Origin of the sequence: Nocardia wallacei (genome assembly GCF_014466955.1) — a bacterium.
GTDB lineage: Bacteria > Actinomycetota > Actinomycetes > Mycobacteriales > Mycobacteriaceae > Nocardia > Nocardia wallacei.
In genome coordinates this window covers 4,871,232-4,892,197 of record NZ_AP023396.1, presented here as the reverse complement: position 1 = coordinate 4,892,197, position 20,966 = coordinate 4,871,232, and the positions used below count along the sequence as shown (strand labels likewise).

The window sequence follows — 20,966 nt, the reverse complement described above, 5'->3', positions numbered from 1 at the left end:
GCGCGACCCACATCGTGGAAGGCGAACCGCTGGTGGCCAGCCCGGCCGCAGCCTTGCGCAACAGCCGGTCCGGCCGCCCGGTCGCCAGTTCTTCGCCACCACCGCCTGCACGTCAGCAGCTCGGTAGGCCGTCCAACTCGTAGTCACCTTGCCCATTCCATCAGACGCTCGCATGGATCAGCGCTGATTCGCCCTGTGCTACAAAGCGGTTTGCGAAGCTCGGTGCAAGTCGGTGTCGGCAGTCGGATGGGACCGGAGCCATCCACGCCCTGGTCGTCGCTGTCGGTGCATGCGTGCGCGGCACCCAGCTTCTTCGGAGTAGGCATGCAAACGGCCGAGCGAGCTGAGTGAGCGGCTGACGATATGCCGGTACCGTGAACAGTCCCGGACCGGCCGGCGGTCCGGGACGTGCGTTCAATTGCTGTAAGGAGATTCGATGTTCGCGCTCGTCGTGAGGTTCGACCTGCAGGACGCGGCAAAGGCCGAGGGATTCGACCGGTTGGTCGCCGAGACGGTAGCGGGCATCACCCGCCATGAGCCGGGCACGTTGGTGTACGCGACCCACACAGTGGAAGGCGAACCGCTGGCCCGCGTTTTCTATGAGGTGTACCGCGACCGCTCGGCTTTCGAGGAGCACGAGCGGCAGCCGCATACGAAGCACTTCCTTTCTGAGCGTGACAATTATGTTTCGTCTGCTCGAGTCGAGTTCCTTACTCCAACAGCCGCGAAAGGACTTCCCGCCGACGGCTGAGCTACAGCCTGTTGGTGATTCCACACCACACGGCGAAACCATGCACGGCATCGATAGTGCGCGCCTCGGCGCGTGCCAACGCCCGCACCGTCTCGTGCACCATGGGGTTGTATCTGGTCTGCGAGGGTGCGATGGCGCGGGCTGTGTGAAGGGCTGCGAGTGACTTCATTCGGTCACCGTGGAGCAAGTACGCCCGAGACAGGTCTATGTAGTGGTGCCCGGCTCGTTCCTTCGGCGTACCGGTAGGGATGACGAGACCGTTGGACCGATTCAACGCTTCGGTGCCATCCAAACCTTCGACCGCAAGCGCCACCGCCCAAATGCCGACATTAGTCGGCCCGAATGACAGGATGGGATCGTTGTCGTCCCCGACTCTGATCGCCGTTTGGTGTGCCTCTGCGAGGTGGCTGTCGGCGAGGTCACGCCTTCCGGACCGTGCAGCGGCCAGGCCGGACTGTAGATGCAAACCACCCCATGCGGTCAAATCCCGGCGATGGCCGGCACTCAGGCGCGGTTCCACGCTGGCGCGGCAGCGCTCCAGGAACACCAACGCTGCTGTCCAGTTCCCGCCGGACGTGAGGATTGCCGCGCGATGGAACTGACTCGTGGCAATCCAGAGATAATCGTCGGCTTCGCTTGCAGCCCACGCCAAGCGATCAATTGCAAGAGCGGCGAGGTCGGTGTATCCGAGCTTGTGTGCGAGGCTGTGAGCAGAATAGTACAACTCGCAAAGTAATACGCACGCCTGATCACGCGTCGTGCCGTGGCTGCGGTGTACAGCCGCACGTACCTCCCCGAGTAATGGTGGCAGCGCGTCACTCAATTTGTGAAACGCCGCTGCACGACGGTAATGACCGACCTGTTGCACGTCCTGGGCGATTTGCTCGAGTGCCCGAATTTCGAGTACTTCCGAATTGTCCAGGTCGTAGGCCGCGAGTTCAGTTCGCAGCACTGCCACCGCGGCGTGTACTCCGCTGTCCTGACCGGGTGTGGGAGCGTACGGCTGACCTGTCAGGTCTGGAACGCTCACCCGGAGTGCCTTGGACACAGCGCCGAGGAAAGCCGCAGAAGCTGGCACAGCGCCTCGTTCGACGGCCCGTACGAGACTGTGTGAAACGGCCGCTCGGGCAGCCAGTTCGCGTTGGGTGATTCCCGCCAGTTTCCGTGCCTGTGCGACTCGGGAACCGGCACTGCCACGGTCCTTCGGCATCTTGTTCACCATCCTATTCAACGCTCTCTGTGGTTCCCAGCGTGCCAAAAAGTTTGGCACCTCGCCGACTCGAAATTCGGAAAAGTCTGTGGTGTCCGAGCAACCGTGCCGGCCTACGGCGATCTTCTGGAGCCGTGCCCACCAAAATCGAGGCGAGAGGAAAGCATGGAACCTGACGAACCGAACGACAGGCCAACCGCGGTCCGCTTGGTGCGTGTCGACGTATCGGGTCTCGAAGTAGCCCAACACGCGAGAATGACGGAACGTCATATTGCTGGGTTCTCCGGCAGTGCTGCCCGGGGACGTGCCGCCGCGTGCGACATTTCATGTCGGCCAGTGCCTTTGGAGTCGGTGACGCCTTCCGCTCCGGATCTGCAGACACTGCTGGCCGTGCTCGATGGGCTGGCCGCCGCTGATCCTGATGCCCATCTGCTCGCCGTCCGGCTGTCTACTGGCTCGCTTCAGGCTGAGGAACGCTCAGATCAGAGCATTCGCCATGGGCGGGTTCATGACTAGGGGTGAATCCCCCCGGTGAGTCCGGAGACTTACTGGTGTGACAGCCCGGCGGGTTGCTGGGCTGGATTCTGAGCGTAGTGGGCAGCCTCCATCTCCGCCGGTGGGATATCCCCGCAGTACTGGTAAAGGCGTCGGTGATTGAACCAATCCACCCATTCGGCGGTGGCGAACTCGACATGGTCGAGGGTGCGCCAGGGCCCGCGGGGTTTGATCAGCTCGGTCTTGTACAGACCGTTCACGGTCTCGGCGAGGGCGTTATCGAAGCTCGAGCCCACCGCGCCTACGCTGGGCTGGATCCCGGCCTCGGCGAGCCGTTCCGACAGCGCAATAGATGTATATTGCGATCCCCTATCCGTATGGTGCACAACATCTTTCACGCTCCAGCCGGAACGTTCCCGAGTCCAGATCGCGTGCTCGATCGCATCGAGCACCAACCCGGTGGTCATCGACGTCGACGTCCGCCAGCCGAGAATACGGCGCGCATAAGCGTCGATCACGAATGCCACGTACACCCACCCGGACCACGTCGACACATACGTGATGTCGGCGACCCAGAGCCGGTTCGGCGCCGCCGGCGCGAACTTGCGTTGCACCAGGTCTGCGGGCCGCTCGGCGGCCGGATCGGCGATCGTGGTGCGTTTGACCCGGCCCCTGGTTACCCCGCGCAGCCCGAGTTCGCGCATCAACCGCTCGACGGTGCAGCGGGCCACCTGGTGACCTTCCCGGTTCAGCTGCAGCCACACCTTCCGCGCCCCGTAGACACCGAAGTTCTCACGGTGCACCCGGGAAATCTCGACCTTCAGCTCCTCGTCGCGTTCCTCACGCTTCGTGGGAACTCGCTTGCGATACTCGTAATACGTTGAGGGGGCGAGGTTTACGCCAAGCTCGCACAGCGTGGCGCAGATAGACTCCACACCCCACACAAGGCCGCCGACTTCCCGGTGGCCCTGGTGTTCGGTGACGAACCTGCAGATCAGCGCTGTGGCCGGTCTATCTCGGCCGCGAAGAAAGCAGACGCTGCCTTCAGAATTGCGTTGGCGCGCTTGAGTTCTGCGTTCTCGCGCCGCAGCCGCTTCAGCTCGGCCGACTCCTCAGTCGTGACGCCCGGGCGGGCGCACTCGTCGATCTCGGCTCGGCGCACCCACGTCCTGACTGTTTCCGGATGCCCGACCCCCAGCAACTCGGCGACCGCGCCCATCGCGGCCCACTCCGACGGATGCTGCTCCCGGATCTCGGCGAACATCCGCACGGCCCGCTCACGCAACTCGGCCGGGTACTTCTTCCTCGACGACACGACTACATCCTCTCCAAGAGATGAAGTCTCCGGACATGCCGGGGGGATTCAGGGAGGTTTGCGTGTCCATAACGAGGTTGCGGTGATCGATGGCGAGCGCACGACTCGGGTCGATGGACTCCTGGCTGTGTGGCGGCCCACTCATGACACCAGGAGGGGAATCGAGGTGATGGCAGTGCACAGCACCGGAGCGCGTCCGGGTGCGGTGAGGTTTGCTCCGGGTACTGATCTGGCGGATGTGCGGGCGCGGCATCCGGAATGGGACCCGTTGTGGGACAAGGTTAGACACGAGTTCTGGAAGGAGATCGCTTCGCCCGTAGGTGGGGCTGCGGTATCGGCTCGGGTCACTGATCACCAACCGCAAGTCGAGCCGTATGTCCCAGGTCGCTCTCGGAGGGGGGAGATGCGATGAACGTGGAGGGCGCGCTTCCACAACGCCCCAGGAAATCGGATCGCGGCAGGCCGCCCACCCTCACCTACACCGCCAGCCCCGACACAATCGCGAGAGTCCTTGTGGCGCTGCGGAAATGGGACCCGTCGTGCACCGTCGAGGTCGCGCCGGTCGATGACGAGCGGGCTTGCCCCTCGCGGCCGCTGTGGTGCTTGCGGGCGTGGACGAACTGATCGGCTCGCCTCGCCCGAGCCATTGACAAAAAAATTTGTCGGTGAGAGGGTGGGGACATGCACGACGTGGCGGTGATCGAGGACCCGGAGGCGGCCGAGGTTTCGTTGGACCCGGTTCGGGCGCGGCTGCTGGCCGAGCTGGCGGAACCGGGGTCGGCGACGACGCTGGCGCATCGGGTCGGGCTGACCAGGCAGAAGGTGAACTATCACCTGCGGGCGCTGGAGCGGCACGGGCTGGTGGAGCTGGTGGAGGAACGGCGCAAGGGCAACCTGACCGAGCGCATCTTGCGGGCTACTGCGGCTTCGTATGTGATTTCGCCGAGTGCGCTGGCGCCGGTGGAGCCGGATCCGGAGCGTGCGCGGGATCAGTTGTCGGCGCGGTGGTTGCTGGCGGTGGCCGCGCGTTTGGTGCGGGACGTGGGCGCGCTGATCACGGGCGCGGCCGCGGCTCGCAAACGGGTGGCGACCTTCGCCCTCGACGGCGAGGTCCGGTTCGCCTCGGCGGCCGACCGCGCCGAGTTCGCCGAGAAGCTGACCGCGGCGGTCACCTCGCTGATCGCCGAGTACCACGACGAGTCCGCGACCGGCGGGCGCGCACATCGCCTCGTCATCGCCGTGCATCCCGCAGTTCGACCACAAGAGAAGGGCTGATTCATGTTCGTTCCCGTAACCAGCATCCCCGTGGATGACCAGGACAAGGCGTTGGCGTTCTACACCGACGTGCTCGGCTTCGTGAAGAAGACCGACATCCCGGTCGGCGACGCCAAATGGCTGACCGTCGTCTCACCCGACGCGCCCGACGGTGTCGAGATACTGCTCGAACCGGACTGGAACCCCGGCATTCAGCTCGAAGGAAAACCGGCCGCGCAGGTGTACAAGAAGACGCTCTACGAGGCCGGGATGCCGTACACCATGCTCGGCAGCACCGACTTGCAGAAGGACTACGAGCGGATGAAGGAGCACGGCGTCCGGTTCACGCAGGAGCCGACGAAGACCGATTTCGGCGCGCAGGCGGTGTTCGACGACACCTGCGGCAACCTCATCGTCCTCACCCAGCAGGACTGACCTCGGTGGACGAGCGCCGCCTGGCGAAGGAGATCGAACTCGCCGTCACACCCGACCAGGTGTGGCGCGCGATCTCCACGCCGGAGGGCATGTCGGTCTGGTTCGTGCCGCACGCCGACGACGCCGGTGAACTCGAGGCGGATTTCGGCGGCGGCAACACCCAGGCAGGGCAGGTGCTGGAGTCGGAGCCGGGCCGGCGGGTCGTGTACGGCGCGCCCGGCCCGGACGGCACGGTCCCGATGACCATCGAGTTCCTGGTCGAGGGCAGAGCGGATGGCGCCACGGTACTGCGCCTGGTGCAGAGCGGATTCTTCGGTGACGACTGGGAGGCGGAGTACGACGGTTTCGGCAAGGGCTGGGATATGTTCCTGCACAACTTGTCCGAGTACTTACGGTACTTTCGCGGGCTGCCGGTGGCGAATGTGGTCGCCACCGTTTTCACCTCGCTGTCCGTCGAGGCGGTGTGGCGCGAGCTGATCGCGCGCCTCGGCGCGGATCCCGCGCTGGGTGACCGGGTGTGCCTCGCACCGGCGGGCCTGGAAACGATCGAGGGCGTGGTGGATCTGCGGGACAAGCTGCTGCTGGGCATCCGCACCGAGCAGGGTTTCTATCGCTTCATGGCCGACGACCGGCGCCGCATGGTGAGTTCGGTCCAGTACTTCTACGGGACCCCGGTGGACCGCGAATCCCGCACGGCTGCATGGCAATCCTGGCTCGATGGGCTCTAGTCAGCCGAAGGGCACGCCGCTCGGGAACAGGCTGGTGTCGGAGGTGACGACGCCGTCCGGGTCGCCGGCGTACTCGCCCGCGCAGTCACCGGCGAGTGCCGTGCGGACCTGATCCAGCACGACGGGCAGCACCGGCTCGAGGGTGTGGTCGACGCCGCCGTTGCCGAGCGAGGGGAACGGCGTCATCCGGCACTGGCCGCCGTCGAGGCGGCCGTCGGTCCATTCGCGTGCGCTGCGCACGGAGAAATAGGCCGTATCGCCCGGAGTGTCGTCACCGGCATTGAGCGCGATCATGAAATCCGTGCCGGGGCACACCTCCGGCCCGATCGGCTGCCCGCACGCTCCCGGCGAACCGTATTGCGGTGCGCCGATGGCGATGTAGGTGTTCACCGCCTCGTGCCCGCCGAGCGCTCGCAGGTAATAGCGGCCGCTGACCGCGCCCACGCTGTGCGTGACCAGGGAGATCGGCACACCCCGGGTGCGCCGCGGCGGCGGAATCCACTGCGCCCGCGATGTTCTCGGCATCGGACGCCATCGAGAAGCCCTTCAGATCGAGCACGATCGGCAGGTAGCCGTCGGCTCAGAGCGAGCTGACCAGCTCCGCCACCTCGCGGGCGCACCCGTGCGCGATCGTCACGCCCGAGCCGCCGTGGCCGTAGTTGTGGATCACGGGCGTGATACCGCTTGTGGCGGAGTCGATTTCGAGGCGCACCTCGTCGCGGCCGGGGCGCAGGCCCACAAGTGTCTCGAGGACCTCTGCCTCGGCGAGTTCCGGCACCAGGTCGCGGCAGCGGCTCAGGATCGATTGCGTCAGTTCGGGATCGGGGGAGCGGTCCCAGGCTCCGGCGTCCAGCGTGCCGCCGAGGATGCAGTCGTGGGTGCGCGGGTGCACGTAGGCCCGGCCCAGCGGATGCGCCTCGTCGCGCACCGATATCGAGACGCCCGGGTTGGCGACGCGCACGATCTGGCCGCGAATCGGGTACATCCCGGTGTCGCCGGCCAGTGGCCCGGCGCGCAGGCCCGCGCAGTTGATCACGACATCCGGTGCGAGATCGGCGAATTCGTCCAGCCGCTGCACCGTCCGGCGCACCTGCCGCGCGCCCGCCCGGCGCACCTGGTTCTCCAGCCACGGCAGATAGAGCGGCATCTCGAGCAGCGGGACGGTGAACCGGTAGCCGAACCGGTAGCGCGGTGGGAGCTCGTCCCCGCGCGCCCGGCGGAACGCGCGCACGGCCGAGGACCACGGCGGGGTCGGCGGCTCGTCGCGGTAGACGGCGAGCGACTCGCACATCCGCGCGCCCGGAACACCGGCGCGAGCCAGGCGCTCCAACTGCGTGAACGTTTCGGCGCTCCAGGCTGCGACGCGGTCGGCCGGACCGGCCGCGGTGGGAAACCAGACCGCGGCAGCGAGAAAGGACGTCGACGAACTGACCGGCTCCGCGCTCACCACGACGACCTCGTGGCCGCGGCACAGCAGCTCGGACGCCGTTGTGAGCCCGACGATTCCGGATCCGACCACCACTGCGCGCACACCGCTCACTCTAACACCATTGAGTGAGCCGTTGAATGACGATACATTGTTCAGCGTTACGATCCGAGACCGCGGGAGGCCGCCATGACCGACGCGCTACGGGACGAGGACGCCGGCTACCACAAGAGTCTCCGGCCGCGCCAGCTGCAGATGATCGCGATCGGCGGCGCGATCGGTACCGGCCTGTTCCTCGGCGCGGGCGGGCGGCTGGCCGACGCCGGGCCCGGGCTGGTGCTGGTGTACGCCGTGTGCGGGGTGTTCGTCTTCTTCGTGCTGCGCGCGCTGGGGGAACTGGTGCTGCGGCGTCCGTCGTCGGGCTCCTTCGTCTCCTATGCCCGTGAGTTCTACGGCGAGAAGCTGGCTTACGCGGTCGGCTGGATGTACTTCTTCCACTGGTGCATGAGCGGCATCGTGGACATCACCGCGATCGCCACCTACATGCACTATTGGTCGGCCTTCCGGTCGATTCCGCAGTGGTCCATCGCGCTGGTGGCGCTGGCGGTGGTGGTGGCGATCAATCTGGTGTCGGTGCGCTGGTTCGGCGAGCTGGAGTTCTGGGCCGCGCTGATCAAAGTCGTTGCGCTGGTGAGCTTTCTGGTGATCGGCACGGTGTTCCTGGCGGGGCGCTTCTCGATCGAGGGGGACAGTACCGGGCCCGCGGTGCTGCGCGAGCACGGCGGACTCTTCCCGACCGGGCTGCTGCCGCTGGTCGTCGTCACGACCGGGGTCGTCTTCGCGTATTCCGCGGTGGAACTGGTGGGTACCGCCGCCGGGGAGGCGGAGCATCCGGAGAAGATCATGCCGCGCGCGATCAACTCCGTCATCGCGCGCATCGCGCTGTTCTACGTCGGTTCGCTGGTGCTGCTCGGATTGCTGTTGCCCTACACCGCGTTTCGCGCGGGGGAGAGCCCGTTCGTCACGTTCTTCGCGCGCATCGGGGTGCACGGCGCGGATTCGGTCATGAACCTGGTCGTACTCACGGCGGCCTTCTCCAGCCTCAATGCGGGCCTGTACTCGACGGGCCGGATTCTGCGGTCCATGTCGATGAGCGGCAGCGCACCGGCCCGCGCGGCCGCCCTGTCCGCGAACGGCGTTCCGTACGTGGGGATTCTGGCGACCGGAGCGATCGCGCTGACCGGCGTCGGACTCAATGCCGTTGTGCCCGAACGCGCCTACGAGATCGTGCTGAACATGTCGGCGCTCGGCGTGATCACCGCGTGGGCGGCAATCGTACTGTGCCAGTTGCGATTGTGGCACTGGTGGCGCAACGGCCGCGCCGAACGCCCCGCCTTCCGTCTGATCGGTTCCCCCTACACCGGCATCGCCACCCTGATATTCCTCGCCGGAGTAGTGGCCCTGATGGCGTTCACCGGCGGCACCGAGCAACGCAGCGCGATCATAGCCGTCCCCCTGATCATGGCCCCCGTGCTGATAGGCGGCTGGTTCCTGCGCCGCGGCCGAACCACCGGCCCGGTCCCGGCAACGCCCGCCGACACGAGCGCCACCGATCACCTACCGATGTGAGGTCGTGGCGGTCGGTCCGTGTGCGACCGCAGCCGCGCCCGCCGTGATCACGATGTTCGCGGCGGCGACACATGCGATGGCCGTGGACGGTGAGGTGGCGTCGATCAACAGACCGGCGAGCGGTGTCCCGGCTGCCATACCGACCGTCAACGCCGAGGAGTGCAACCCTAGAGCCGTGCCAACGACCGCCGCGGGACTCGTCACGCTGATCCGCTCGACCCCGGCGACTACCGGTACCGCACAACAGAATCCGGCAGGGACGAGCAGAGCGATATAGGACCACCACGCATCGGCCAGAGCGAGCGGCAGTGTTGTCGCGCCGAGGCAGAGCGACAGGACGAAGAATCCGGGCAGGCGTGGCAACACCCCATAGAGGAAGCCCCCGGCCGCCGACGCGACGGCCCACACACCGTACATCGCGGGGACGGCCGCCGACCGGCCACCGGACTCGAGCGACGCGATCAACCACAGTTCGGTGGCGACGGCGGTCATCGCGGCGGTCGCGGTCGCCGCCAAGACGGCCGCCAGGCGGTGGTCGAACCACGTGCCGCGGCGTGGCCGCCCGTCTTCCGAGTCTCGTATCGACGGTGCCGTGGAGGGGTTCAGCAGCCACAGGCCGACGCCGGTGAGGATCCACCCGGCACCGAGTGTCCACAGGGCCAACAGGGAAGAGTGCAGCACCAGCGCGACGCCGACCACGGGCCCCAGCACATAGGCGAGATCGGTCGATACGGCGTCGAGGGCGAAAACCGGTCGGCGTTGCGTCACCGGGGTCGCCGCGGACAGCGACATCCGCACGATGGTGGTAATGGGCAGACCCGCCGCGCCGCCGACGAACACGGCCATCACCAACACCGGTACCGGCAGCCACGGCGCCGACAGCCAGAACACCGCTTCAGTCGCGGTGGTCAGCGCAACCGCGGTGCGCACTCCGCGGCGGTCGATCAGCCTGCCCGTCAGTGGCGCTCCGAGGGCACTGCCCGCCGTGGCCGCCGCCGCGACGAGGCCCGCGGTCGCATACCCGGCGCCGACGCCTGTGACGACGTGCAGCGTCAAGGTGACCAGTGCCGCCGAACTGGGAATGCGGCCGAGGACGCCGATGACCAGGAGGACCCGCACGGGCCGTCGTTCGAGCACCGCTCGATACGTCCGTAGTCCTGATAGACCCTCTGTCGCAGTGCTTTTCATCGCAGATCCGTCGTGGTCCGAGCCCTAGAGCACCAACGGGCTGCCGCCGTCCACGGCGAGTACGGTTCCGGTCACGTAGGTGTTTCGGGCGAGAAAGACGACGGCGTCGGCCACGTCCGCCGGTTGCCCGATACGTCGGGCCGGAAGAGCGGCGGCCGTGCGATCGAACACCCGCTGTCGTTCGGCCGCGGGTAGCCGTTCCCACCACGCGGTGGCAGTGACACCGGGCGATACGGCATTGACCCGCAGCGGTGCGAGTTCGACTGCGAGAGTGGGGATGACGGCGTCCATCGCGCCGTCCGCGGCGGCCCACAGCGAATCACCCGCGGCGGCGGTCCGCGCCGCCGCGCCCGTGAGCACGGTGACCGACCCGTCCGGGCGCAGCCGGGGTAGCGCGATGCGCAGGGTTTGAATGTGGGCGAGGAACTTGTCGTCGAAGTGGCGGCGCCAGATGTCCATGGTCATCTCCCGGAACCACGTCGAGACTTCGTCACTGCCGAAGGACAGCACCAGATGGTCGATTCGGCCGACGCGGGTGAGGAATCGCTCGACCCGGCCGGGGTCCCTCGCGTCGAGTGCGGCGCCCTGTACGCGCCCGGCCGCCAAGGCGGTGACGGCCGAGCCGAGCCGCTCGGTGTCGCGGCCGGTAATCCATACGCTCGCACCGGCTTCCAGGAAGGCGCGGGCGGTCGCGAAACCGATGCCCGCGGTGCCGCCCATGACTACCACGGTGTGATCGTGGAGCGAGCCGGTCGTCGTCATAAAATTCTCCTGGCAGCCGGGCGGGACGGTGCGATCTACCGCCCCGCCCGATCGATTACCGTGCTGTGCTCTCCGCGCTGACGAGCATCCGAGCCTCCGGTTCGGAAATGCGCACCCCACCCGTCTTCGCCTCCCATTCGGGATGGTCGCTCGAGGGCTCGAGCGGGATGTAGCCGCGCAGCTTCTTCTGGGTTTCCACTATGACCTCCATACGGCGGTATCGAATACTCGGTATTCAGTTGTGCCCGAATCGACGCTGTTACAACGTATTCGGGTATCCGAGCGCTTCGAGCCGGTAGCGCGCGGCTACGTCGGCCCGGCGCTCGGAGATCTCGCGCCGACTACCGGCTTTCGGGACGAAGACGTTGTTCCAGCGGTCGCCCTCGACACTCTCGAACAGATGGACCGTGGGGAGCAGGCCCTTCGACATATGCGGCCTGGCCTGGAACAGCAGCAGATCGCCGGTCGTGACCCGCACCGGGGCCGATGCCACCTCGAGGAACGGGCCGAACAGCTCAGGGAATAGATCGTTGATTTCGATGACCGTCCGCCCCGCCCGCTTCTCGGCCTGAATGCGCTCGGTGATGTCGCGCACCTGCGCGAAGCTCCGTACCGGGCTGAACTGCGCCGAGCCCGAACCGCGCAGCGTCACATGGACATTGAATCCGTGGATGTCGGTCGCCGGAGGATCCGCCAGGCTGCCGGGAAAATCGGTATGTGGTCCCGCGTCCCCGACGCCGATGGACAGCCCGCCCTCCGGCGCGGCGAGCCGCGCGGCCGCCACGTCGGGGGATCCCGTAATCGCGCGGGCGACCGCGTCCAGGACCTCGCACACTATGCGGGGATAGGCCATGCCGCTGCGGGTTCCGTATGGCAGCACATCACTCAACTCGGCGTTGTCGAGCCGCCGCATCAGGTCGCTGCTGTTGCCTGCTGCGGCGGCCACGATCGGTTCGGTCTGTTCCCGCGCCAACACCCCCGGCACCCGCAGCGCCGCTGGCTCACCCACGGCGTCGCAGACGATTTCGGTCTCGATGCTCAGCTCATCCAGCTCCGCCGCGACGCGTTCGATCTGCCGGGTGAGCGCATCCGATTCCAGCGGGGGGATCCGGGTCCTGGTCATCGCTCGCTCCTTCGATAGGGCTGCGTCGGCCGCGGGCTGAGCACAAACAGAATCGGGTTGATGTCGGCTCGGATATGTTGTCGCCGAACGAGGTTCGAGGCCGACGGCGTATGACGAAGGTAACGAGGGTGGGCGCGGCCGCACATCGGTGTATCCGGCCGTGAGTAGGTGATTGTTAAGTACCGGGCGGGATTCGGGCTTGTCTCAGGGGTTTCCGGTCAGCAGACGTCCGGCCTCGTGCTCGATATCGTCGATCAGGTCGGGTGGGATGTGATCGGCGATGTCGCGGCGTGAGGTGATGGACAGTTTCTGCATCAGAGTGTTCATCTGGGCGTCGACGGTGCGCACCGAGGTGCCGCGGCGTGCGGCGATCACCGTGTTCGGCAGGCCCGCGGCGGCCAGGAGTGCGACGTGCTGTTCCGCTCTCGACAAACTGGTCCAAAGGCTTTCGTCGCGGTCGGCGGGGTGGGCGGCGGTGTGTGGCCGGGCGGTCGTCAGGGTGCCGCGTGCCAGGCGCTCGACGGTGCCGAACTCCGGCGGCATCCGGGCGCCCTGGCGGAACGCCGCGTCGAACGCCTCGGCTCCGATGACCCGCCGGGCCGCGTCCAGCGCGCGCTCGGTGCGCTCGGCGAAGTCCGGCAGCTCTTGCATGCCGAGGTCCAAGGCGTCCTTCAGGGCGCCGACCACACCCGCGAGGTGGGCCGCTTGCCGCGCCCACGCGGCGCGGACGGCGTGCTCGGTATCGGGTGACGCTGTGGCGATGAGCGCGGTGAGTGCCCAGATGCGCAGCAGGATGACCATGCCGAGCTGATTGCCGATCACCGTCCGGTACGACAGCATCTCATCGATGGATTCCAGCGCTGCGGCGCCACGTCCCTGTTGCAGGGCGACCAGCGCCGTCGCGGCATCGGCCCACATCATGGCCCACCGTGAGCCCGTTTCCGCGGCCAGCTCACGCACGCGGCGAATCGGTTCGGCGCTGCCCCGCCCGGGCAGCAGGGCACTGGCGGCGGCCATGGCGGCCACCTCGCACTGCCCCGCCATACCGGTTTCCCCTGCGGCGCGGTAGTTCTCGGCGGCGCGGGTCAGTGTGTCGACGGCCCGCGCGTCCTTGTGGATCAGCCACAGTGCCAGCCCCCGCGCGAAGCCCACCGCCCCCGGCAGCTCGGCATCGTCTGATCGGGCTTCCTCGCCGCAGGCCGAGAAGCACTGCGCCAGATAGTCTTCGGTATCCTCACGTAGCCCCTGCCGCACCGCGTCGGCGGCCAGCAGCGCCGTGGCCGTGATCCGGAACTCGGCCCGGTCGGCGCGGGACCGCTCGGCCGCCAGCGCGCGCTCGGTCAGCGAACGGAGCTCCCGCAGCGAGCTCATCACCGCGGGAATCGGCAAGGCGTGCAACGCGAAACACATGTGCAACCCGAGTGCCGCCGCGTCCGGGATAGTGGCGGCGGCGCGAATCGCGCTGAGTACGTTCGGCCATGCCGCGCGGATCCAGTCGAGAGCGGCCCGCTCGTCCGGCCCGAACCAACTGACCGCCACGGCGGCGAGTTCGTCGTGGAAGTACCGCAGGTGACGTGCGGCCAGGCGCCCCGGCTCGTCGGCCGTGCCACGCTCGCCGAGACGTCGGTGCGCGAACAGCTGCAGGCATTCCAGCATCGAATACCGGACGGTCGAATCGTGCCGGTGCGTGGCGATCAGCGACTGATCGACCAGCCGGTCCAGCAGCTCGCGGATCTCGCCGCGGCGCAGCCGGGTCGTGTCGCCGGATTCGTGATCCGGGTCGTCGGCGCACACCGCCTCGACCGCCTCGGCGGTGACACCGATATCGGGATCGACGGCCTCCGGATCGAGCACCCCGCCCGCCGCGAACACCGACATGCGCTCGAACAGCAGGCGCTCCTGATCCGTGCACAGCTCGTAGGACCAGGCGATGGCGTCGCCGATGCCGCGGTGCCGCACCGCGTCCTCGGGCCGCGGCGATCCGTGCCGCCATGTCATCCGCTCGGCGCGGCGCTGCTCGTCGTTGAGTTCCGCGAGAATCACCGACAGCGGACGTCGCCGCGAGCGCGCGGCGGCCAGCCGGACGAACAACGGGTTGTGGTGCATGTGCCGGCAGATCGCCCGTGCGATCTCGATCTGCGCGGGCTCGGTGATCGGCCGCCCCTGCGCCTCGGCGCGGTGCAGGAACAACCCCAGCGCCTCGTCGGCGGTCAGCGGCGGCAGCTCGACGAGATGTTCGTCGGTCCGTCCGATCGGGCGGCGGCTGGTGGCCAGCACGGTCAGCGCCGGAGTCGTCCGCAGCAGTTCGCCGATCACCGTGTCGACGCTGTCCAGTACGTGTTCGCAGTTGTCGAGCACCAGTACCGGCGCACCCGGCCGCTCGGCACCGGTCTCGTCGCCGAGGGCGACCGCGATCGCGTGCCACGCCGATTCCGCCGACGGATCGGAACCGGCCACCGAGCGCGCGATCTCGTCCACCACCACGGCGACGCCGCTGTCCTTCGGCACCCGCGCCAACCGGACCCAATAGACCGGCGCCGACCGGACCTTGCCGTAACGGCGGGCCACCTGCACCGCCAGTTGGGTCTTCCCGGACCCGCCCAACCCGGTCAGGGTGATCAACCGCGCCGGGCCGAGCAGCAGCGTGACGCTGCGATCGAATTCGGTTCGGCGCCCGACGAATTCGGCGGTGGGAACCGGGACGGTGACGTTGCGGTTCATGCCCCGCCGCGCCCGCCGGTGCGGGTGCCGCGCGGTTCGCGTTCGCGTTCGCGCTCGACCCGGTCGCGATGCTCGGCGGGGACCAGCGGGAGGATGTCCTCGCGCGAGCGGATCATCAGTTTGTGCAGCACGGCCGCCATCTGCGCGTCGACGGTGCGGTAGGAACTGCCGCGCCGAGTCGCGATCGCGGTGTTCGACCAGCCCGCTGCCGCCAGCACCGCGACATCGCGTTCGGCGTCGGTGAGCAGCTGCCAGGGGGTGGGACGTTCGCGGTGTGCCGATCGGTCGGCCGGGAGTCGTCGCATCGTCAGGGTGCCGAGCGCCAGCCGCGGCACCTCGGTCAGAGGCGGACGCAGCGCGGTGCCCTCGTCCCAGGCGGTGTCGAAGTCGTGCTGCCCCAGCACTTTCCGGGTGAGTTCGGCGGCGCGGTCGGTCTCGGTGGCGAACGGGCCGAGGTGTGCGATGTCGACGCCGAGTTCGTGCCGCAGCGCCGCGGCCCCGCCGAGCAGTCGCGCGATCTCGATCGCCCGTTCGGCGGCTCGCTCCGTATCGGCCCGCCCGCGGGCGGGGAGCAGGCGCGCCAGGGTCCAGGCGCGAATGTGCACCGCCCACACCGTGCCCCAGGAGTCGCGCATCTCGACCTGTCGCGCGAGGGTGGTCCGGCCGCGCGCCAACGCCTCGTGCGGATCGCCGTGCGCGGTTTCGGCGATGGCCCAGGCGAGTTCGGCCCAGGACCGCGCCCACTCCGCGCCGGAGCGGGTGGCGGCGTCGAGATGGCGGCCGGTGACCTCGAGCGCCTGCGCGGACGTGCCGAGGAAGGCCGCGGCGAGCGCCTCGAACATTTCGGCCATTGTGGCGCTGCCGAAATCGTTTGCCGCGGTGAACTTCTCGCGTGCCCGCGCCAGCACGGTCAGGGCGCGGACGTCCACATGCGTCAGCATCAGCGCGCACCCGGAGGCGAATTCCACCGGCGCGGGCAGGCCGACATCGGTGACCGGATCCGCTCGCCAGGCCGCGGCCCGGTCCGGGTCCGGCACGCAGGCCGCGACGCAGCGCTCGAGCATCTGCTCGGCCTCCCCGGGCAGGCCCTGGCACAGGCTGAGAAAGGCGATCGACGCCATCACCGACACCTGCAGCTCCGCCGCTTCCGGTCCGGCGACGCGCGCGGCCGCCAGCGTGCGCTCGGCCAACCGGCGCGACTCCCGCAGCGAACCCTTGAAGAAGGGCACGCGCAGTCCGACCATCCCCGCGACGATCTGCATGCCGACCACCGCCTCGCCGGGCGTGGCCAGACTGCCCTCGACGGCGAGCAGCAGGTTGTCCCAGGCCGCGCGGGCCCAGGCGAGCAGCGCGCGCTCGCGGTCGCTGAACCAGCTCACCGCGGCTTCGGTGACCCGGTCGCGGTAATAGCGGCGATGCCGGTCCGCCAGCCGCCGCGGTTCGTCGGCGGCGCGGTGCGTTAGCCGCTGCCGCGCGAACACCCGGAAGCTTTCCAGCAGGGAATATCGCACCGCGTCCGCGGCCAGGTGCGTCGACACCAGAGATTGATCGGCGAGGCGTTCCAGCAGGCCCTCGATCTCCTCGCGGTCCAGCTCCGCGCCGGTGCTGTCGGGGCCGGAGCAGATCGCCTCGATCGCGTCCAGGTCGGCGCCCACGTCGAGGGCCGGGTCGCCGTCGTCGGGGTTGTTGTCGTAGCCCGCGGCGAACACCGACAGCCGTTCGAACAGCAGACGCTCCTTCGGGCCGCACAGATCGAACGACCACGCGATGACGTCGGCGATGCCGTGGTGCCGTTCGTCGGCGCCGGTCCGGGCGACGGCCGACCAGCGCAACCGGCGATCGCTCGCCGCGCCGGTGAGATCGCCGAGGATCATCGACAGCGATTGGCGGCGCAGCCGGGCGGCGGCGAGGCGGATGTGCAGCGGGTAGTTGTGCAGATGCGCGCAGATCTGCTCGACCTCGGCATCCTGTGTCTCGTCGAGGATGTGACCGGTCAGCGCGGCGCGGCGGCGGAAGAGGGTGACCGCCTGCCTGCGGGTGAGCGGCGGGATCGCGACCAGCTGTTCGTCCACCCAGCCGATGGGTTCGCGGCTGGTGGCCACGATCGTCAGCCGCGGCACGGTGTCGAGTAGTTCGGTGATCACCGCGCCGACCTCCGCGAGCAGGTGCTCGCAGTTGTCCAGGATCAGCACGGTCTGGGCGGTCCGGCCGATGCCGTTGGCGCGGCCCAGGGTGTCGATCAGCGCCTGCCACGCCGACCTGCCCGAGAAATCTGTATCGACCACCGACCGGGCGACCTCGTCCTCGACGGTCGCGGTGTCGGCGCCGCGCGGCAGCCGGGCCAGGTGGACCCAATGCACCGGGGTGCTGCGAGCCTTGTGGAAGCGCTGCGCCGCCTCGACCACCAGCCGGGTCTTGCCGATGCCGCCCGCGCCGACCACGGTGATCAGGCGCGCGGAACCCAGTAACAGCGTCGCGATCCGTTCCAGTTCGCGCTCGCGGCCGATGAATTCGGGTGCGGCGGTCGGCGGAGTTCCCACCCGGTGCGGACGGTGCGGTGGCATATCCAGCCACTTTAGTAGGCGACCGCCCGGCACCGCGGACAGAACGGGTAACCGCGTACGGGAGCGGATACCTACCTACGTGCCCGCACCGGATCTACCGATGTCCCGGGCGCGCCGCCGGGCCACGATGCATGGGTCGCCGATCCGCGGCGGCCACGAAACTCGAAGCCGAACAGTGAGATACGCCCAGTGGTTGCCGCAACGCCGCATCCGGGCGGCACCGGCCCGGACTCGTGTCACATCCGAGTGCGGTTCGACAGCCCGCCGATCGTCTTCGACTACCAGGACGATCGCGCGGTCGCCGCCCGCTTCTCCGCCGCCGTCACGAAGTCCGGTGCGCGGGTGACCATCGATTCCGACCTCCGCGACAACCTCCCCCCGCTGCCATGCAGACGACTGTGGACCTGAGCGGTCGGCGTTGGCCAGCGCGCGTCGGATGGTCCTGAGCCGTCGGCGGTCGGCGGGGGGAGGCCGGGTGGTCCTGGGCGGTTGGCGGTCGGCAGGGGGAGGCCGGGTGGACCTGCGCGGTTGGCGGTCGGCGGGCGGAGGCCGGGTGGACCTGGGCGGTTGGCGGTCAGCAGCGGGAGGCCGGGTGGTCCTGCGCGGCTGGCGGTCGGCAGGGTGAGGCCGGGTGCACCTGCGCGGCTGGCGTTGGCCAGGTCGAGGCCGGGCTGGGACTGGGCGGTCGGGCCGGTGGTCCTGGGCGGTGGCGTTGGAGAGTTGGGCCGGGGGCCGCAGCGGGCGTGGTGTTGGGCAATGGTGTCGAGAGGAAACCGATATGAGGCGTATACGGATACTGGGTGCCGGTGAGTGCGGATTGCCGTTGGCGCATCGGTTGCTGGCCGGTGGCGCGGAGGTCACCGTCGTCACCGACCGCGACAGCGAGGCGATCCTGTCCGGGTCGGTCACCAGCACACAGGTCAAGTTTCCGCCGACGCTGGACCTGGAATCGGCTGTGGGACTGGACTGCTGGCGATCCACCGCGCCGCAGATCGCGGGCATCCGATTCACCATGGTGGCCGACCGCGCGGTGGCGGTGCAGTGGTCGGGGCGATTCACCCGACCGGCGCGCAGCGTCGACCAGCGTACGGTCTTCGGCCGCTGGTTGCGGGCGTTCGCGGATGCCGGTGGGCAGCTGGTGATCGCCGCACCGGCCGTCGCCGAGATCGACCGTGACACAGCCGATTACGATCTCACGGTGGTCACCCGCGCGAATCGCGAGCTGGCCGCCTGTTTCCCGGCGGACCCGGCCTGGGACGTACCGCCGCGTCCGCAGCGGCAGCTGGCGGCGTTCTATCTCGACGGCGTCGTGCCCGACCCGGACGAGCTGGGCACGTATGTGGCGCTGCCCGGGACGGGCGAGGTGATCTCCTACCCCGGCCTGACCGGACGACCCGGTGCCGAACGTCGTTGCGAGATGGTGCTTTTCGAGGCGAGGCCCCGCAGTGAACTCGATGTGTTCGGCGGAGTCGGCGATCCCGGCGAGCGGCTGCGGCTGGCCCGGCGGCTGCTGGACCGGTACCTGCCACCCGCCCTCGCGGACCGGTACCGCGACGCCGAACTGACCGACGCCGGGGCCACACTGGTCGGCGCGGTCACTCCCGTGGTGCGCCGCCCGGTGGGAACGCTGCCGTCGGGCGCCGCCGTGCTGGGCGGCGGTGACGTCGTGTGCCGCATGGACCCGGGCGGCGCCCAGGGCGCCAACAGCGCCGTGCAGTGCGGCTTCCGGTACGGCGAGGCGATCCTGCGGCACGGCGACGGCCCCTTCGACCGGGACTGGATGAACGCGGCGGCCGAGCCGTGGCTCACCGAAATCGCCTACCCCGCCGCGCGCTGGACGACGACCGTGCTCGACCCGCCCGCCCCGATGCAGGATCTGATGCTGGCGGCGGCCCACGATTCCCGGCTGGCCGACATCTTCGCCGACACCTTCGCCCGCCCGGCGAACCTGACCACGCTGGCGGCCGGCACCTGACCTACACCGGCGGCCGCGCCGGCGGGAAGACCACCGGCAGCGCGGTCAGGGCCCGATGGAAGGGTCCTGGCCGCCAAGCCAATTCGGTGGCCGGGACCGCCAGCGCGAGGTCGGGCAGCGCGTCCAGCAGTTGGTCGACGGCGTCCTGCGCGATCAGATAGGCCGCCGAGCGCGCCGGGCAGGCGTGCGGGCCCGCGCCCCACGCCAGGTGCGAGCGGTTACCGGTGTGGTCGCCCGCGCTGACCAGCGGGTCGTTATTGCATCCGGCCAGGCTGACGACGACCGGCTGGTGCGCGGGCAGCCAGTTGTCCTCGATGAGGATCGGCTGGCGCGGATAGGTGACCGAGAAGTTCGCCATCGGCGGATCGTCGAACAGCACCTCGTCCAGTGCGTCCCGGGTGGACAGGCTGCCGCCGATGACATGACCGGCGAACCGGTCGTCGGTCAGGATCAGCCGCAGCGCGTTCCCGATCAGATTCTGCAGCGGTTCGATGCCCGCGCCGTACAGCACGACGATCTGGTGGATCACCTCCGCGTCGTCGAGCGCGGCGGAATGGGCCAGCAGCCGCGAGGTGATGTCGTCGCCGGGCTCGCGCCGTTTCAGCTCGACAAGTTCCAGTACGGCGGCGGCCAGCAACTGGTTGCCCTGTTCGGCGTCGTCGCCGTCGAACACCGCGACCGTGGCGGCAGCGATCCGCGCACCGATCTCCGACGGACAGCCCAGCATCGCGTTGATGACGGCGAACGCGAGCGGAAACGCGTACTGCGCCACCAGATCCGCCGATCCGGCGGCCTCGAAATCGGCGATCAGCTCTCCCGCGATCCGCTCGACCGTGGCATGCAGCGCGTGGAGGTCCACCCCGTCGATGCTGTCGGTATTGGCGCGGCGGTAGCGGGCGTGTTCGTTTCCCGTACTGCGCATGGCGTTCGGCCGCCACTGCAGTACCGGCAGCACCGGGCAGTCGGCCGGAACGGTGCGTTCCCAGCCGCGCGGATCGGCGGGGAAATGTTGCGGGTCGTGCAGGATCCGGATGGCGGTGCGGTAACCGATGACCAGGGTGGCCGGTACGCCCGGCGCCAGCTCGATCGGCACCAGCGAACCGTATCGGGCGCGCATCGACCGGTACGCCGCGTGCGGGTCGGTCGCGAATTCGGGCGCGTACAGCGGCACCCGCTCCCGGTCGAGCTGGACCGGCGAACCGTGGTGCGAAACCGGTTCGGCGGCAGGACGGTTCGATGAACGTGGCACTGTCAACTATGGCTCCGATACGGTGCGAATTGCCCGAGGCGGCAGGAGCGTAGGCACGTAGGGCCCCGGCGGGCATCGGTAGATGATAGGTGTGTCATGGGCATTCGGAGCGTGTCCGGGCAGGTCGAGGCCGCGACCGTG

The 20,966-nt window shown here is 68.8% G+C and carries 18 protein-coding genes and 1 pseudogene; 7 read left to right on the top strand and 12 right to left on the bottom strand.

Annotated features, from left to right (window positions below; all coding sequences use genetic code 11):
* Positions 1-436: 436 nt before the first annotated feature.
* Entirely contained in the window at positions 437-751 is a 315-nt protein-coding gene (locus NWFMUON74_RS21515) for a putative quinol monooxygenase (RefSeq protein ID WP_187683635.1), read from the top strand.
* 1 nt (position 752) lies between these two features.
* On the opposite strand, the gene NWFMUON74_RS21510 is transcribed toward NWFMUON74_RS21515, so the two are convergent.
* The 3 genes and pseudogenes from NWFMUON74_RS21510 to NWFMUON74_RS21505 all read right to left on the bottom strand — a co-directional run bounded on the left by NWFMUON74_RS21510 (position 753) and on the right by NWFMUON74_RS21505 (position 3,771).
* A complete protein-coding gene (locus tag NWFMUON74_RS21510; protein WP_232110501.1) occupies positions 753-1,709 on the bottom strand; it encodes a hypothetical protein in 957 nt (318 codons plus the stop codon).
* Between the two features lie 66 nt (positions 1,710-1,775).
* Positions 1,776-1,961 (bottom strand): annotated as a pseudogene (locus tag NWFMUON74_RS36940) (helix-turn-helix domain-containing protein); the annotation flags it as partial.
* A 545-nt stretch (positions 1,962-2,506) separates the two neighbouring features.
* Positions 2,507-3,771 (bottom strand): IS3 family transposase gene (locus tag NWFMUON74_RS21505; RefSeq protein WP_425301314.1). Its coding sequence is split into 2 segments (ribosomal slippage): positions 2,507-3,489 and positions 3,489-3,771, totalling 1,266 coding nucleotides; the frame shifts between segments, so codons are not numbered across the junction.
* A gap of 681 nt (positions 3,772-4,452) precedes the next feature.
* Here NWFMUON74_RS21505 and NWFMUON74_RS21500 point away from each other — a divergent pair.
* The 3 genes from NWFMUON74_RS21500 to NWFMUON74_RS21490 are packed head-to-tail and all read left to right on the top strand — an operon-like array spanning position 4,453 to position 6,188.
* Positions 4,453-5,046 (top strand): ArsR/SmtB family transcription factor, encoded by a 594-nt coding sequence (locus tag NWFMUON74_RS21500; RefSeq protein ID WP_187683633.1) that lies wholly within the window; start codon positions 4,453-4,455, stop codon positions 5,044-5,046.
* Positions 5,047-5,049: 3 nt separating this feature from the next.
* Complete coding sequence (locus NWFMUON74_RS21495) at positions 5,050-5,460, top strand: VOC family protein (protein ID WP_187683632.1); 411 nt, start codon at positions 5,050-5,052, stop codon at positions 5,458-5,460.
* Between the two features lie 5 nt (positions 5,461-5,465).
* Positions 5,466-6,188: an SRPBCC family protein gene (locus NWFMUON74_RS21490; RefSeq protein ID WP_187683631.1), complete on the top strand. Its 723-nt coding sequence runs from the start codon at positions 5,466-5,468 to the stop codon at positions 6,186-6,188.
* Here the strand turns inward: NWFMUON74_RS21490 and NWFMUON74_RS21485 are convergent, their stop codons facing one another.
* Both NWFMUON74_RS21485 and NWFMUON74_RS21480 read right to left on the bottom strand, forming a co-directional pair.
* Positions 6,189-6,713 carry a lipase family protein gene (locus tag NWFMUON74_RS21485; RefSeq protein ID WP_187683630.1) on the bottom strand — a complete coding sequence of 175 codons (525 nt, stop codon included), beginning with the start codon at positions 6,711-6,713 and terminating at the stop codon, positions 6,189-6,191.
* 55 nt (positions 6,714-6,768) lie between these two features.
* Complete coding sequence (locus tag NWFMUON74_RS21480; RefSeq protein WP_187683629.1) at positions 6,769-7,719, bottom strand: FAD-dependent oxidoreductase; 951 nt, start codon at positions 7,717-7,719, stop codon at positions 6,769-6,771.
* Between the two features lie 84 nt (positions 7,720-7,803).
* Between NWFMUON74_RS21480 and NWFMUON74_RS21475 the strand changes: the two genes are divergently transcribed.
* A complete protein-coding gene (locus tag NWFMUON74_RS21475; RefSeq protein ID WP_187683628.1) occupies positions 7,804-9,243 on the top strand; it encodes an amino acid permease in 1,440 nt (479 codons plus the stop codon).
* Here NWFMUON74_RS21475 and NWFMUON74_RS21470 read toward each other — a convergent pair.
* From NWFMUON74_RS21470 to NWFMUON74_RS21445, 6 genes are all read right to left on the bottom strand, one after another.
* On the bottom strand, positions 9,232-10,362 hold the full coding sequence (locus NWFMUON74_RS21470; protein ID WP_187683627.1) for an MFS transporter: 1,131 nt from the start codon (positions 10,360-10,362) through the stop codon (positions 9,232-9,234). The genes NWFMUON74_RS21475 and NWFMUON74_RS21470 overlap by 12 nt on opposite strands.
* 93 nt (positions 10,363-10,455) lie before the next feature.
* The gene (locus tag NWFMUON74_RS21465) at positions 10,456-11,193 is read right to left on the bottom strand and encodes an SDR family oxidoreductase (protein WP_187683626.1); all 738 of its coding nucleotides are present in this window, start codon (positions 11,191-11,193) and stop codon (positions 10,456-10,458) included.
* 55 nt (positions 11,194-11,248) lie between these two features.
* Entirely contained in the window at positions 11,249-11,404 is a 156-nt protein-coding gene (locus NWFMUON74_RS21460; RefSeq protein WP_187683625.1) for a hypothetical protein, read from the bottom strand.
* Between the two features lie 48 nt (positions 11,405-11,452).
* Positions 11,453-12,316: a hypothetical protein gene (locus NWFMUON74_RS21455; RefSeq protein WP_187683624.1), complete on the bottom strand. Its 864-nt coding sequence runs from the start codon at positions 12,314-12,316 to the stop codon at positions 11,453-11,455.
* A 204-nt stretch (positions 12,317-12,520) separates the two neighbouring features.
* Positions 12,521-15,037 carry a helix-turn-helix transcriptional regulator gene (locus NWFMUON74_RS21450; RefSeq protein ID WP_187683623.1) on the bottom strand — a complete coding sequence of 839 codons (2,517 nt, stop codon included), beginning with the start codon at positions 15,035-15,037 and terminating at the stop codon, positions 12,521-12,523.
* The gene (locus NWFMUON74_RS21445) at positions 15,034-17,601 is read right to left on the bottom strand and encodes a helix-turn-helix transcriptional regulator (RefSeq protein ID WP_187683622.1); all 2,568 of its coding nucleotides are present in this window, start codon (positions 17,599-17,601) and stop codon (positions 15,034-15,036) included. Before NWFMUON74_RS21445 ends, NWFMUON74_RS21450 begins: the two co-directional genes overlap by 4 nt.
* 189 nt (positions 17,602-17,790) lie before the next feature.
* On the opposite strand from NWFMUON74_RS21445, the gene NWFMUON74_RS21440 reads away from it, so the two are divergent.
* The gene (locus NWFMUON74_RS21440) at positions 17,791-18,009 is read left to right on the top strand and encodes a hypothetical protein (protein WP_187683621.1); all 219 of its coding nucleotides are present in this window, start codon (positions 17,791-17,793) and stop codon (positions 18,007-18,009) included.
* A gap of 370 nt (positions 18,010-18,379) precedes the next feature.
* Positions 18,380-19,576 carry a styrene monooxygenase/indole monooxygenase family protein gene (locus tag NWFMUON74_RS21435; protein WP_187683620.1) on the top strand — a complete coding sequence of 399 codons (1,197 nt, stop codon included), beginning with the start codon at positions 18,380-18,382 and terminating at the stop codon, positions 19,574-19,576.
* Position 19,577: 1 nt separating this feature from the next.
* Here NWFMUON74_RS21435 and NWFMUON74_RS21430 read toward each other — a convergent pair whose 3' ends face one another.
* Positions 19,578-20,831 (bottom strand): cytochrome P450, encoded by a 1,254-nt coding sequence (locus NWFMUON74_RS21430; RefSeq protein ID WP_232110500.1) that lies wholly within the window; start codon positions 20,829-20,831, stop codon positions 19,578-19,580.
* Between the last annotated feature and the right edge of the window lie 135 nt (positions 20,832-20,966).